Source organism: Williamsia limnetica, assembly GCF_003217475.1.
GTDB classification, from domain to species: Bacteria; Actinomycetota; Actinomycetes; order Mycobacteriales; family Mycobacteriaceae; genus Williamsia; species Williamsia limnetica.
This window is the reverse complement of record NZ_QJSP01000010.1, coordinates 212686-225415: the sequence shown is the minus strand read 5'-3', so window position 1 is coordinate 225415 and position 12730 is coordinate 212686. Positions and strand designations below refer to the sequence as shown.

14 protein-coding genes and 2 tRNA genes are annotated in these 12730 nt (G+C 64.8%); 9 read left to right on the top strand and 7 right to left on the bottom strand.

Annotation, left to right across the window (positions count from 1 at the left end):
• The first annotated feature begins 71 nt into the window (after positions 1-71).
• The 4 genes from DFR67_RS18090 to DFR67_RS18075 all read left to right on the top strand — a co-directional run bounded on the left by DFR67_RS18090 (position 72) and on the right by DFR67_RS18075 (position 1341).
• Positions 72-143: transfer RNA gene (locus DFR67_RS18090), tRNA-Gln, on the top strand.
• Positions 144-170: 27 nt separating this feature from the next.
• A tRNA-Glu gene (locus tag DFR67_RS18085) sits at positions 171-243 on the top strand.
• Between the two features lie 323 nt (positions 244-566).
• A complete protein-coding gene (locus DFR67_RS18080) occupies positions 567-992 on the top strand; it encodes a hypothetical protein (protein ID WP_110470869.1) in 426 nt (141 codons plus the stop codon).
• Between the two features lie 124 nt (positions 993-1116).
• Positions 1117-1341 carry a hypothetical protein gene (locus tag DFR67_RS18075; protein WP_146240471.1) on the top strand — a complete coding sequence of 75 codons (225 nt, stop codon included), beginning with the start codon at positions 1117-1119 and terminating at the stop codon, positions 1339-1341.
• Positions 1342-1415: 74 nt separating this feature from the next.
• Here DFR67_RS18075 and DFR67_RS18070 read toward each other — a convergent pair whose 3' ends face one another.
• Positions 1416-1922 carry a pyridoxamine 5'-phosphate oxidase family protein gene (locus tag DFR67_RS18070; RefSeq protein WP_110470952.1) on the bottom strand — a complete coding sequence of 169 codons (507 nt, stop codon included), beginning with the start codon at positions 1920-1922 and terminating at the stop codon, positions 1416-1418.
• Between the two features lie 110 nt (positions 1923-2032).
• On the bottom strand, positions 2033-2752 hold the full coding sequence (locus DFR67_RS18065; protein WP_110470867.1) for an IclR family transcriptional regulator: 720 nt from the start codon (positions 2750-2752) through the stop codon (positions 2033-2035).
• 72 nt (positions 2753-2824) lie between these two features.
• On the opposite strand from DFR67_RS18065, the gene leuC reads away from it, so the two are divergent.
• The 3 genes from leuC to DFR67_RS18050 all read left to right on the top strand — a co-directional run bounded on the left by leuC (position 2825) and on the right by DFR67_RS18050 (position 5682).
• Positions 2825-4267: a 3-isopropylmalate dehydratase large subunit gene (leuC, locus tag DFR67_RS18060; protein WP_425451297.1), complete on the top strand. Its 1443-nt coding sequence runs from the start codon at positions 2825-2827 to the stop codon at positions 4265-4267.
• A gap of 26 nt (positions 4268-4293) precedes the next feature.
• A complete protein-coding gene (gene leuD / locus DFR67_RS18055) occupies positions 4294-4920 on the top strand; it encodes a 3-isopropylmalate dehydratase small subunit (protein ID WP_110470951.1) in 627 nt (208 codons plus the stop codon).
• A gap of 129 nt (positions 4921-5049) precedes the next feature.
• Entirely contained in the window at positions 5050-5682 is a 633-nt protein-coding gene (locus DFR67_RS18050) for an HU family DNA-binding protein (protein ID WP_110470949.1), read from the top strand.
• A gap of 103 nt (positions 5683-5785) precedes the next feature.
• On the opposite strand, the gene DFR67_RS18045 is transcribed toward DFR67_RS18050, so the two are convergent.
• From DFR67_RS18045 to cofC, 3 genes are read right to left on the bottom strand one after another with little or no spacing between them, the layout of a single operon-like run.
• Positions 5786-6706, bottom strand: coding sequence for an NUDIX hydrolase (locus tag DFR67_RS18045; RefSeq protein ID WP_110470866.1), 921 nt, complete (start codon positions 6704-6706; stop codon positions 5786-5788).
• Positions 6703-8859, bottom strand: coding sequence for an RNA degradosome polyphosphate kinase (locus DFR67_RS18040; protein WP_245938033.1), 2157 nt, complete (start codon positions 8857-8859; stop codon positions 6703-6705). The genes DFR67_RS18045 and DFR67_RS18040 overlap by 4 nt, the downstream gene beginning before the upstream one ends.
• Before the next feature lie 55 nt (positions 8860-8914).
• Positions 8915-9610, bottom strand: coding sequence for a 2-phospho-L-lactate guanylyltransferase (gene cofC / locus DFR67_RS18035; protein WP_245938020.1), 696 nt, complete (start codon positions 9608-9610; stop codon positions 8915-8917).
• Between the two features lie 144 nt (positions 9611-9754).
• Here cofC and DFR67_RS18030 point away from each other — a divergent pair, with 144 nt between their 5' ends.
• Positions 9755-10750 carry an NAD(P)H-dependent glycerol-3-phosphate dehydrogenase gene (locus DFR67_RS18030; protein ID WP_110470865.1) on the top strand — a complete coding sequence of 332 codons (996 nt, stop codon included), beginning with the start codon at positions 9755-9757 and terminating at the stop codon, positions 10748-10750.
• A gap of 22 nt (positions 10751-10772) precedes the next feature.
• On the opposite strand, the gene DFR67_RS18025 is transcribed toward DFR67_RS18030, so the two are convergent.
• Entirely contained in the window at positions 10773-11306 is a 534-nt protein-coding gene (locus DFR67_RS18025) for a DUF3515 domain-containing protein (RefSeq protein WP_245938019.1), read from the bottom strand.
• Positions 11303-11611 (bottom strand): Lrp/AsnC ligand binding domain-containing protein, encoded by a 309-nt coding sequence (locus tag DFR67_RS18020; protein WP_110470863.1) that lies wholly within the window; start codon positions 11609-11611, stop codon positions 11303-11305. The genes DFR67_RS18025 and DFR67_RS18020 overlap by 4 nt, the downstream gene beginning before the upstream one ends.
• Before the next feature lie 71 nt (positions 11612-11682).
• Here DFR67_RS18020 and DFR67_RS18015 point away from each other — a divergent pair, with 71 nt between their 5' ends.
• A complete protein-coding gene (locus DFR67_RS18015) occupies positions 11683-12651 on the top strand; it encodes a thiamine-phosphate kinase (protein WP_110470862.1) in 969 nt (322 codons plus the stop codon).
• Positions 12652-12730: the final 79 nt, after the last annotated feature.

Below are 12730 nucleotides of genomic sequence, written 5' to 3'. Positions count from 1 at the left end.
TCAGCCGAGGGGTTTGATACTCTTCTTCTCGGCGCTTTTCGCCGCAGCGCGAGCGGGTGAGAAGTACTTATTGGGGTATGGTGTAATTGGCAACACAGCGGTTTCTGGTACCGCCATTCTAGGTTCGAGTCCTGGTACCCCAGCGACTACAGCGTAAGCTGAGTCAGCTTGGCCCCGTCGTCTAGTGGCCTAGGACGCCGCCCTCTCAAGGCGGTAGCGCGGGTTCGAATCCCGTCGGGGCTACAAAAGAAAGACCCTCTCCTGCACAGCAGGGGAGGGTCTTTCTCTATCTGCTCGACGTGTCCGCGACTCGTCTGCCGGTGACCCGTTCGTCACCGAATTCGGCCCGCGTAGTGGCCACCGAGGGCAGACTGCCCTCGGCGCCCGCGGGAGGGACAGTATGTGGTGGCGCGACGCGGAGGCCCGCGCACTGCGGCCTCGGCAAATCGGACATCTGATTCTCACGGTCACGTTCAGGTCCACATCTGGCAAATCGGTTGTGGCTCAAATGTTTAGGCCTGATCACGAGTCGTCGCAAGTGTCCTGCCTGTGTGACAATTCGGCTCATGAAGCCCCTGCTCAAGATGTTGGTCGTCGCCGCTGCGATCCCGTTGCTGGGGGCCTGCGGGGACGCCGGTCAACCGATGGCGTTCGGTGGGTCCTCGGACGACGTTGCCGTCACGACGCCCGAAGGGCTTGCGCAGCAGTACGCGGGCGAACTCGAGTTCGACAAGGCCATCTGTCAGAACACCGGCGCTCGCGGTGATTGCCTGATCAAGCGGGACACCGTCCTGCACGCGATCCGGTCGAGCGCGCAGACCCTCGAGCCATCGTTGCTGCGGTCTGAACTGCTGGAGTCCATCGACGGCTGGGACATCGCTTACGACGAATGGAAGGCCGCGGGCTGCACCAACACCTCGATCGAACCCGAGTGCTGGACGCTGCCACTCGACGGCCAGTGGACTGAGGTGCGTTCGCAGCTCGGATTCTGATCGCTCGATCCCCAGCGACGTCCCAAACGCGCCATTTATACGAGGACGCACCACAAATTAGTGGTGCGCTCTCGTATGAGTGGCGCGTTTGCGGGTCGAGGACGCTGTGGCGCAGGATTGGACGATGACCAAGAAGCTGACAAAAAACGAGTTGCTGGCCGAACTCGACCTGCGGGTCGAGTCGGTGTCGCCGGACATGGCACCGGACGAAGCCGGTAACCAGACGTCGGACACCGCGGACGATATCCGATCGCGGGACGCGCAGTTGAAGCAGTGGCGCGATCAGGTGAAGGCGGCAGGAGACGACGATCCGATCATCGGCGAGATCGCTGCACGGCTCGATAGCTGACCCTGGCCCCGACGACGCACAACGCCCCGCCCATCGATTGATGGTCGGGGCGCTGTGGTGAGACGGAGCCCGATCTATTTGAGGTCGAGGAACTCGGCCGTGCTGCCGGCGATGGGGATCTCGGGGAGACCGAGCTTGCGGTGATCCCAACTACGGGTGCGGTCGGGCACGACGCGTACGGCGACGCGCTTGTTCATCATCTGGTCGACGAAGGGGCGAACCTCCTCGCTGTACGGACCGTTGTAGCGCTCCCACACGCTGATCCCGCATTTGAGGATCGAATCGGGGTCGTCGAGAATTTCGGCGTTTCCCTCGATGGACACCCCGCGCAGCGTGTCGTAGGTGTGCCCGTCCTCGATCATCACGGTGCACGTCGGGTTTCGCCGGATGTTCACGGCCTTCTGGGACTTGGCCTTGGTCTCGAACCAGATCTCACCGTCGATGACGGCGTACCACATGGCCACCAGGTGCGGCCGGCCCTGAGCCGACACCGTTGCCATCGTCGCGGTGCGGCTGCGGACGATGAACTCGGTGATCTCGTCCTCGGCCATGACGATCTTGCCGCGCTCGTTGGTTCCCACAGGTGTCCTTTCGCCTCCGGTGTGTGAGGTGGCCGCGTCGGCGGCCACACACCGATCGTGTTGTGATCCTTGCTACTCACAGTAGTGCCGCGAGATTTCCGGCTCGTGCCCTAGAGCCGTTTGTTGATGGCGTCGGCTGCGGCCAGGAGATCGGCAGCCCAGCGAGAGCCGGGCCGGCGCCCCATCCGGTCGATGGGCCCCGACACCGAGATCGCCGCGATGACCTCGCCGGCGTTGTCGCGCACGGGCGCCGAGACGCTCGCCACGCCTGGTTCGCGCTCACCGGCACTCTGCGCCCAGCCGCGCCGCCGGACCTCGAGCAGGGTGCGTTCGCTGAAGCCGTTCTCGCCCAGAAGGAGCCGTGCGGTGGCAGGATCCGCCCACGCCAGGAGGACTTTGGCGCCCGAGCCCGCGTTCATCGGCAGTCGTGCGCCGACGGGCACTGTGTCCCGCAATCCCGACGGTGGTTCGATCGCCGCGACGCAGATCCGGTCGGCGCCCTCACGGCGATAGAGCTGCACGCTTTCGCCCGTGATCTCCCGCAGCCGCGGCAACACCAGCGCGGCGGCCTCTCGGACGGTGTCGGTGGCCCCTGCTGCCAGCTCGCCCAGAACCGGTCCCGGACACCACAACCCGGAGGTGTTCCGGGAAAGCAGCCGATGCGTCTCGAGTCCGACGGCCAGTCGGTGGGCGGTGGCGCGTGGCAATCCGGTGCGCGCGCACAGCTCGTTCAGGTTGCACGGGCCTTCGGCGACGGCGTGCAGAACGGCGACCGATTTATCCAGAACACCGATTCCACTGGCCACCGGAGATGCGGTATCATTTCTCACAAGCCGATACTATGCTCTCGCATACTGAGATGCCAGCCCCAACTCGGTACTTGAAGAAAAGTGGTGATCACGTTGAGCGAACGTCCGTTGACCTTGGCTGAAAAGGTTTGGGAAGAACATGTGGTGGTGCGCGGTGAGGGAGACGGGGTCTCACGCAAGCCCGACCTCATATACATAGACCTCCACCTCGTCCATGAGGTGACGAGTCCGCAGGCGTTCGACGGTCTCCGCCTCGCGGGCAGGCCGGTACGCCGACCGGACCTGACGATCGCCACCGAAGATCACAACGTGCCGACGGTCGATATCGACCAGATAATCGCCGACCCGGTCTCCCGCATCCAGGTCGACACGCTGCGCCGCAACTGCGAAGAGTTCGGGATCCGCCTGCACTCCATGGGCGATGCCAGTCAGGGCATCGTGCACATCATCGGCCCGCAGCTCGGGCTCACCCTGCCGGGCATGACCGTCGTCTGCGGAGACAGTCACACCTCGACACACGGTGCCTTCGGCGCGATCGCGATGGGTATCGGCACCTCGGAGGTCGAGCACGTGATGGCAACGCAGACCTTGTCGCTGCGGCCCTTCAAGACGATGGCCATCACCGTCGACGGTGAACTGCCACCCGGGGTGACGAGCAAGGATCTGATCCTCGCCGTCATCGCGCAGATCGGAACCGGTGGCGGACAGGGCTATGTGCTCGAGTACCGCGGTTCAGCCATCGAGAAGCTGTCGATGGAGGCCCGAATGACCGTGTGCAACATGTCCATTGAGGCGGGTGCGCGAGCAGGGCTTATTGCACCCGATGACATAACCTTCGAGTACATCAAAGGTCGTCCGCACGCGCCCACCGGTGCCGACTGGGATGCTGCCGTGGCCAACTGGCGTGAACTCCGCACCGACCCCGACGCCGAGTTCGACGCCGAGGTCCACATCGACGCCGCGGCGCTGACCCCGTTCGTGACCTGGGGGACCAACCCCGGCCAGGGTGCGCCACTGGGTTCGCTGGTGCCCGACCCCTCCGAGATGGCCGATGCCGACAAAGCTGCGGCCGCCGAGAAGGCATTGCAATACATGGATTTGAAGCCCGGAACACCGCTGCGGGAGGTTGCGGTGGACACGGTCTTCGTGGGTTCGTGCACCAACGGCCGGATCGAGGATCTGCGGGCGGTCGCCGAGATCCTGGATGGTCGAACGGTTGCCGACGGCATCAGGATGCTGATCGTCCCGGGCTCCACCCAGGTTCGGATGCAGGCCGAGGAGGAGGGGCTCGGTGCCATCTTCGATGCGGCCGGAGCCGACTGGCGGCAGGCCGGCTGCTCGATGTGCCTCGGCATGAATCCGGATCAGCTCGCACCCGGAGAGCGCTGCGCGTCCACCTCGAATCGCAATTTCGAAGGGCGGCAGGGCAAGGGCGGACGCACTCACCTCGTGTCACCTGCCGTCGCGGCGGCGACCGCGATCCGTGGTCGCCTGTCCGCGCCGACGGACCTGCCCGATCTCGTGACCACGGTCTGAAACCCCGGCGACAAGGAGAAATGACGATGGAACCGATCAACAGCCACACCGGCATCGGCGTCCCCCTGCGCCGGGGCAACGTCGACACCGACCAGATCATCCCCGCGGTCTACCTGAAGCGAGTGACCCGCACGGGCTTTGAAGACGGCCTGTTCGCCGCCTGGCGCAACGACCCCGACTTCATCCTGAACACCCCGCCGTATGACCGCGGCTCCGTCCTGGTCGCCGGTCCGGACTTCGGTACGGGGTCGTCCCGAGAGCACGCAGTGTGGGCGTTATCTGACTTCGGGTTTCGGGTCGTGATCTCCTCCCGATTCGCCGACATCTTCCGCGGGAACGCCGGAAAAGCCGGTCTGGTGGCCGCGCAGGTCGAGCAGTCGGACGTCGAGCTGCTCTGGAAACGGCTCGAGGAGCAGCCCGGACTGGAATTGACGGTGAGCCTTGAAGATCAGACAGTCACCGCTGCGGACTTAGTGGTGCCCTTTGCAATTGATGACTACACAAAGTGGCGTCTGATGGAGGGTCTGGACGACATCGGATTGACATTGCGGCAGGTCGAGGCCATTTCTGAGTTCGAAAAGGTAAGGCCCGTATGGAAACCAAAGACCCTCCCGATACCCGTTTCGGGGGCCGCGGAGCGGGCCCTCCCGTAACCTGTTAGGCGGCTTACCTTTCGCCACGCCGAGCAAATTTAGCGTCGGACGTGGACGTTTTGCGATTTGACGTTTACCGTGTCCTGTAGCTGGCCCAAAGTGGGCCAACAGTCTGCGGAGGTTGAATCCATGAACAAGGCAGAGCTTATCGAGGAACTGACAACGAAGTTGGGGACCGATCGGCGCACGGCGACAGACGCCGTCGAGCACATCGTAGACACGATCGTGCGCGCGGTGAACAAGGGCGAGAGCGTCACCATCACCGGTTTCGGTGTTTTCGAGAAGCGGCGTCGCGCTGCCCGGGTTGCTCGCAACCCGCGCACCGGCGAAACCGTCAAGGTCCGTCCGACCTGGGTTCCGGCGTTCCGTCCGGGTGCTCAGTTCAAGTTGGTCGTAGCCGGAAAGCAGAAGCTGAGTGCTTCGGGCCCGGCGGTCAAGCGTGGCAGTGCAACTGCATCAGCTTCGCCGGCCAAGAAGACGGCAGCCAAGAAGGCTGCGCCGGCCAAGAAGGCAGCTCCGGCCGCCAAGAAGGCCGCCGCTCCTGCCAAGAAGGCAGCACCGGCCAAGAAGACCGTGGCGAAGAAGACCGCCCCGGCCAAGAAGGCCACTCCTGCCAAGAAGGCAGCACCGGCCAAGAAGACCGTGGCGAAGAAGACCGCCCCGGCCAAGAAGGCAGCACCGGCCAAGAAGGCCGCAGCTCCTGCCAAGAAGACTGCAGCCAAGAAGGCTCCGGCGAAGAAGGCTCCGGCCAAGAAGCGCTGAACCTAGACATCACAAGCCCCGGCAGACCTTCCCTCTGCCGGGGCTTGTCTTGTCTGTGCGCTCGTCGCCGGTCGCCGCTGGTGGGTGTGGAGGTACCCCTGGCTCAGTTCTCCGACGCGGCCAGCGGACTGTCGACGTGGCTCGCTGCGACTAGTTTCCCGTCGAGGAGCGCGAGCACCCAGAAACTGCCCTTCCGGTTTCGTGCTGCCGGGAGCTTGAGTTCGTCGTGGGCCGCCCACCATTTCAGTAGCGGCGGAATCACCTTGCCCTGACTGCACACCACGTGGGTACCGGCGCTCTGGCCGATGTCGCGGATCCGGCGTCTGCCGCTTTTCGCGTCGTCGGCGAACGCTTCTTCGGAGAGTGTCGGCTCCTCCTCGATGACGACCCCGAGCTCATCCGCCAAGGGTGCCACCGTTTGGCTGCATCGCACCCGGTCTGCCGAATGGACTGCGGTGGGGCCGAAAGCAAGCAGCTGCGAGAGCAAGGCCTCGGCTTGGGCCCGACCCACTTTGTCCAGCGGCCGCAGCCGATCGTCGCCGTGGTACCGAGACTTGCGACCCGCTTTTGCGTGCCGCACGAGCAGCAGTATCTGGAGTCTCGCGGGTAATTGCCGGAAGGTGCCCAGAACCTGTCGGTCGAGCCGGAACGATAGCAGCTCCGCAGCTGAATCCATTGATAGCCAACGTAATTCGTCGACCTCGTGGCTGGGCTCGAACGAGCCCCCCGTGACTTCGGCCGACCAGTAGTGCACGTGTTTACGGCCCGGGCCGCGAAGGTCGTAACTGACCATGCGGAGGTGACGACCGAGCCGCACACGGTAGCCGGTCTCCTCGCCGATCTCGCGAACGGCGGCGGAGAGCAGCGTTTCCCCCGGTTCGACTTTGCCCTTCGGCAGGGTCCAGTCGTCGTACCGCGGCCGGTGCACGAGAGCCACCTCCACGTCGCCGGTCGGGGTCTCGCGCCACACGACCCCGCCGGCTGCGTACACAACAGTGCCCGAGCGGCCTGCCGATTTACTCACTGGATCAGGTCGGCCCGGCTGCGGTTACGGCGCATCATCTGGCGCTGATGATCGCGCACATCCTCGCCGGGGGCGGGTGAAGCTGTCCAGCTTCCGTTTTCGCCGAGGATCCAGCATCGGGTCGCCGGATTCATCGCCGACGCGAAGACATCGTCGAGTTCGCGGGTCAGGCGCGGATCGCGAACCTGCGCCATCACCTCCACTCGGCGATCGAGGTTGCGGTGCATCATGTCGGCGCTGCCGATCCAGAACTCGTCGAGTGACTGGAAGTGCAGCATCCGCGAATGCTCCAGGAACTGCCCGAGGATCGAACGCACGGTGATGTTGTCGCTCATACCCGGCACGCCGGGTCGAAGCGCGCAGATGCCGCGGACCACGACCTCCACCGGAACGCCTGCCTGCGAGGCGCGATAGAGCGCGTCGATGACCTGCTCGTCCACCAAAGCGTTGGCCTTGAGCCTGATCCGTGCATCAGCGTGACCGTTGCGGTGTCGCTCGCTCTCGGCGAGGATCCTCCCGACGATTCCCGACCGGACCCCGTGAGGCGCCACCAGCAGGTTTCGGTACGCGACCTTCCGCGAATAGCCGGTTAGCGTGTTGAACAGGTCGGTCAGGTCGGCCCCGATGTCGGGAGATGCTGTGAACAAGCCCACGTCTTCGTACAGCCGCGCGGTTTTCGGATTGTAGTTACCGGTGCCGATGTGGCAGTACCGCCGAATGGTCGAACCTTCCCGCCGGACCACCAGACACGTCTTGCAGTGTGTCTTGAGACCGACGAGGCCGTAGACGACGTGGACGCCGGCCTGCTCGAGCTGTCGGGCCCACTTGATGTTGGCCTGCTCGTCGAATCGTGCCTTGATCTCTACCAGTGCCACGACCTGTTTTCCGGCTTCGGCGGCGTCGATCAGTGCGTTGACGATCGGCGAGTCACCGGAGGTCCGGTACAGAGTTTGTTTGATGGCGAGCACGTTGGGATCGGCCGCGGCCTGCTCGATGAAACGTTGGACGCTGGTGGAGAACGAGTCGTACGGATGGTGGACCAGGACATCACCATCACGCAGCGTCGAGAAGATGCTCTTGGGGGTTTCCCGCTCGCCGAAGGCAGGATGCGTCGCCGGCACGAAGGGAGGGTCCTTCAACGCCGGTCGGTCTATACCCGCGACCTGGAACAGGCATGAAAGGTCCAGCAGTCCGGGAACCTCTATTACGTCGCCGGGATCGACGTCCAGTTCGCGCAACAACAATTCGAGCATGTGCTCGGTCATGTCGTCGGCGACCTCGAGCCGTACCGGGGATCCGAAGCGGCGGCGGGCCAGCTCGCGTTCGAGTGCTTGCAGCAGGTCCTCGTCCCGGTCTTCCTCGACCTCGAAATCGGCGTTGCGGGTGATACGGAATGCATGGTGCTCGACGATCTCCATGCCGGGGAACAGCTGGTCGAGGTGTGCCGAGATGAGGTATTCGAGCGGGAGCAGTACGGCTTTGGCGGGCGTGGTGGCCGTTTTCGCATACCGCTCGCGGTACTGCGCGGGCATCAGCCGATCGACCCGGAGGAAACGGTCGACGTTGTCGGGGACCTTGACGCGAGCGAAGTGTTCGCCACCTTCGCCGACGTCCTTCACGGTCACAGCGAGATTGAGGCTCAGACCGGAGATGTAGGGGAAGGGGTGAGCGGGATCGACGGCCAGGGGAGTCAGGACCGGGAAGATCACCTCGTGGAAGTGCTCGTCCATACGCTGGCGTTCTTCATCGGACAGCGCCTCCCAGGTGACAACGTGAATATTGTTGTCGGTCAACGCTGGTCGGACCGAATCGAGGAAGGCCCGAGCGTGGCGCTCGGCAAGAACCTGGGTGCGCTGACCGATCAGTGCCAGCTGCTCGCGCGGCGACAGACCATCGGCGGAGCGAACGGACAGCCCTGTTTCGTGGCGGCGCTTGAGCCCGGCCACGCGGACCATGAAGAACTCGTCGAGGTTCGACGCGAAGATGGCGAGGAACTTCGCCCGCTCGAGCAGTGGCAGAGAGGTGTCCTCCGCCAGCGCCAGCACTCGGCCGTTGAAATCGAGCCAACTCAGTTCGCGGTTCAGATAACGATCTTCGGGCAGATCTGCCGTCTCGTTGGGCGTCGCTGTCGCCGCGGGCGGCGCGGTGGGCATCGACGGCGGGGGTGACGCGTTCTGACTGCCTTTTTCTGCTGTGCTCACGTACCCATCATGAACCATCCGCGGGCGCGGTCGCACCGGGAGTTTGAGTTTGTTCATGCAATTGCAAGCCGGAGACGACCAGCGAGGTCGCCCCGCCCAGGCCGATGTGCTGTGCGGTCAGCAGGTCATCGACGGTATCGACGTCCATCCTCAGGTCTGGCCACCGGTCAGCTCCTGCGGTGAGGTCGACTGCGCCGCGCCCGCGATGCTCAGATGCGGAGTTCACGCCGAACCGAAGCACATCGGCGCCACCGGGCATGTCGACGTTCAGGAAGAGTGCGGTGGTCCCTGTTCCGGAGTGATCGGGGATGTACGACCGCTCATGCTGCGCCGAGCGGGCCACCGCGGCGTGCAGGCTTGCCGGCCGTGCGGCAGGCAGGTCGGCCTGCAACACCAAGATTCGGTTGTCGGGCCACATCGAAAGGGCATGCTCGATACCGATTGCGAAGGCGTCGTTGAGAACCTCGCCGTCGTCGACGACCGTGGTGGCGCCGGCGTCCAGTGCGACCGCGGCCACCGAGCTGTCCGGGCTGACGACGACCAGTTGGTGCAGACCGGCGCCCCGCGCCGCGGCGATCGTGTCGGTGAGCATGGCGAGCACCAGTGCGCGCCGGTCGTCGGCAGCGATCACCGGGGTGAGCCGCGTTTTGGCCGCATCGAGTCGTTTCACCGCGATGACAACAGCCACCGCCCGCGTATCCATGCTCTCCATCATGGTCGTCGGCGAGCGTCGGGGAAACGGCACCCCTGTCCGCCGACGACCTCTGGTGTGACTCCGGGCACTAGGCTTGGGGGCGTCCGGACGAAGTCGGACATCGGTGCGCACTAGAGGTGAGGTGGTGGAGTCATGCGGGCGGTCGTCATGGGCTCGGGTTCATGGGGCACGGCGATGGCCAAGGTCCTGGTCGATGCCGGTACCCCGACGGTGTTGTGGTCGCGCCGGGCCGAACTGGCGAAAGCCATCAACGAGACGCACACCAATCCTGACTACCTTCCAGACGTCGCGCTCCCGGAAGCCCTGCGCGCCAGCGCCGATCTCGCCGAGGCGCTCGATCAGGCGGAGCTGGTCGTGTGTGCGGTGCCGTCGCAGTCGTTGCGCGGGAGTATGGAGACCTGGCTGCCGCATCTGAGCGACACCGCCACTCTGATGTCGCTGTCCAAGGGCGTCGAGACCGGGACCCTGCTCCGTATGTCCGAGGTCATCGCGCAGGTGACCGGGGCGCAGCCGGACCGCGTGGCGGTCTTGTCCGGTCCCAACCTCGCCCGAGAGATCGCGGTCGGCCAACCCGCCGCGACAGTGGTGGCGTGCACGGATGAAGACCGCGCGAAACAGATTCAACAGGCTTGCAGCACAAGGTATTTCCGTCCCTACACCAACACCGACGTGGTCGGCTGCGAAATCGGCGGGGCGGTGAAGAACGTCATCGCACTGGCGTGCGGGATGGCGTCGGGTGTAGGCCTCGGGGAGAACACACTGGCGTCGATCATCACTCGCGGCCTGGCCGAGACCATCCGACTCGGGGTCGCGCTCGGGGGCCGGCCTGAAACACTCGCAGGACTCGCGGGTGTCGGTGATCTGGTCGCCACCTGCTCATCACCCTTGTCCCGCAACCGCGCCTTCGGCAGCCGGCTGGGTGAGGGCAAGACGTTGGCGCAGGCTCAGGAAGCCACCAACGGACAGGTCGCCGAGGGCGTCAAGTCATGCACCTCGGTGCGGGCCCTGGCGGAAACGCACGGGGTCGACATGCCATTGACCGAAGCGGTACACCAGGTGTGCCATGAGGGACTCACTGTCACCGAGGCGATCTACTCACTGCTGGGTCGGCGTACCAAGCCTGAGTGAGGCGACCTGCCCGGCAGGCCGCTCAGCCGAGATCGATCGGTGCCGTCGGCAGGTTCTCGTCGATGAGAGTCGAAAGCTGTTGGATGGGTCCGTTGCCGACGTTCTCGGGGAGCCAGATCGCGACGTAGGGGCGATGGTCGACGGCGTACCACAGGAATCCCTTGGCCTCGGTCTCCGCGGAGACGAGGAACCACTGCACGGGGTCGACCACCTGTAGGCCGGAGGTGGGAGAGAGGGATTCGGGTCTGTCCACCCCGCAGCGCACCTGTACGGGTCCGGGGACCTGATCGCCGGGAGGCCAGCTGATCATGCCGTCGTCGGCTGTCTCGCGGTTTCCGAATCCTTCGAAGGTCTCCGGGAGAGCCGCGATCAATTTCGCGCAGTCGGGGGAGGCCTGCTCCGGCGCGGACATTGCTTTGAGCGGGGTGTCCGCTGACGTCGCGTCATCGGATTTCAACACCGCGTAAGTGATGAAGCCCACGATCACCATCACCGGAATGGTGATGATGCTTGCGATGACTGCCGGGCTCAGACGCCGGGTCGACCTTTCGCTCACGGGTGCCTTGGGCTGCCAGTGACAACCGGGCAGGTGAGGGTTCTGGTGATACCGTCCACGCTTTGAATCTGTGGCACAACCTGTTCGGTCAGCTGCGCCGCATCGGTGGCGTCAACCCTGACGATCACGTCGTATGGGCCGCTGACCTCCTCCGATGAGGCGACGCCGTCGATGCCGGCGATCGTCGCTGCGGCCACGGCAGCTTTACCGACCTCGGTTTGGATCAGTATGTAAGCCTGAACCACGGCGTTCCTCTCGTTCACGACGGTGATCAGCCGGTGGCTGACCCAAATACACTGGCACATATTCTCACCGACAACCGTGCCGTGAGGCGAATCAAACGTCACGAATGAGCTAGAGGAGAGGGTGGTCAGCAGTGTCGACCGATCCGGTCCGCACCGTCGGTGACGTCGGTGAGGGCGAACTGATCGACCTTTTCGCCGGCCCTGACGCGATCGACGACACCGACGCCGGAGTATTGATCGGCCCCGGTGACGATGCCGCGGTCCTGGCGGGCGGTGGTCCGGTGGTCGTCAGCACCGACGCTCTTGTGGACGGACAGCATTTCCGCCTCGACTGGAGCACACCAGGACAAGTCGGCGCGAAGGCCATCGTGGCCAATGCCGCCGATGTGATGTCGATGGGCGGACGGGTCACCGGATTCGTGGTCTCGCTGACGTGTCCGAAGGACCTCCGGGTGGACACACTGGTGGGACTGCGGGACGGGATGCGTTCGGCGGCGCGGCGGTACGGCGCGCAAGTGGTCGGGGGAGATCTCACCACGGGCAACCAACTCGTCATCGCGGTGACCGCGATCGGGGCGATGGATTCCCGTTCGCCGGTGCGGCTGTCGACCGCGAGGGAGGGGGACGTGCTCGCGGTGTCGGGAGAATTGGGCGCCTCGGGTGCAGGACTCGATCTCCTACTGGCGGGAGTGCCGGGATTCACCTCGCTCGTAACAGCGCACTGTGAACCGTCTCCGCATCTGTCTCTGGCGGCCGGAGCCGCGAGTGCTGGCGTGCACGCGATGACCGACGTCTCTGACGGCCTGCTCAGCGAACTCCGCACGATGGCACGGCAATCAGGGCACGCCATGCACGTCGATCCATCCAGGGTCCCGGTCGTGCCCGAGCTGGCCGCCGCAGCCGCTGCGCTGCACACTGATCCGCTCCGTTGGGTGCTCGGCGGTGGTGAGGACCATGAGTTGCTCGCCAGCTTTCCCGCCGGTGTGGTTCCGGTCGGGTGGACGGCCATCGGGACAGTTACGCGCCGGGGTGGCGGCCCCCCGGTGGTGGTGACGGGTATCGACGACGTCGACCTCGATCTCGGGTGGCGCACATTCTGACACCGCAAGGCTCCTTGTCAGATTTGCTACTCCCGCTCACACAACTCGGTCCCGCTCGGTCTGTAGAGCGAGCGGGACC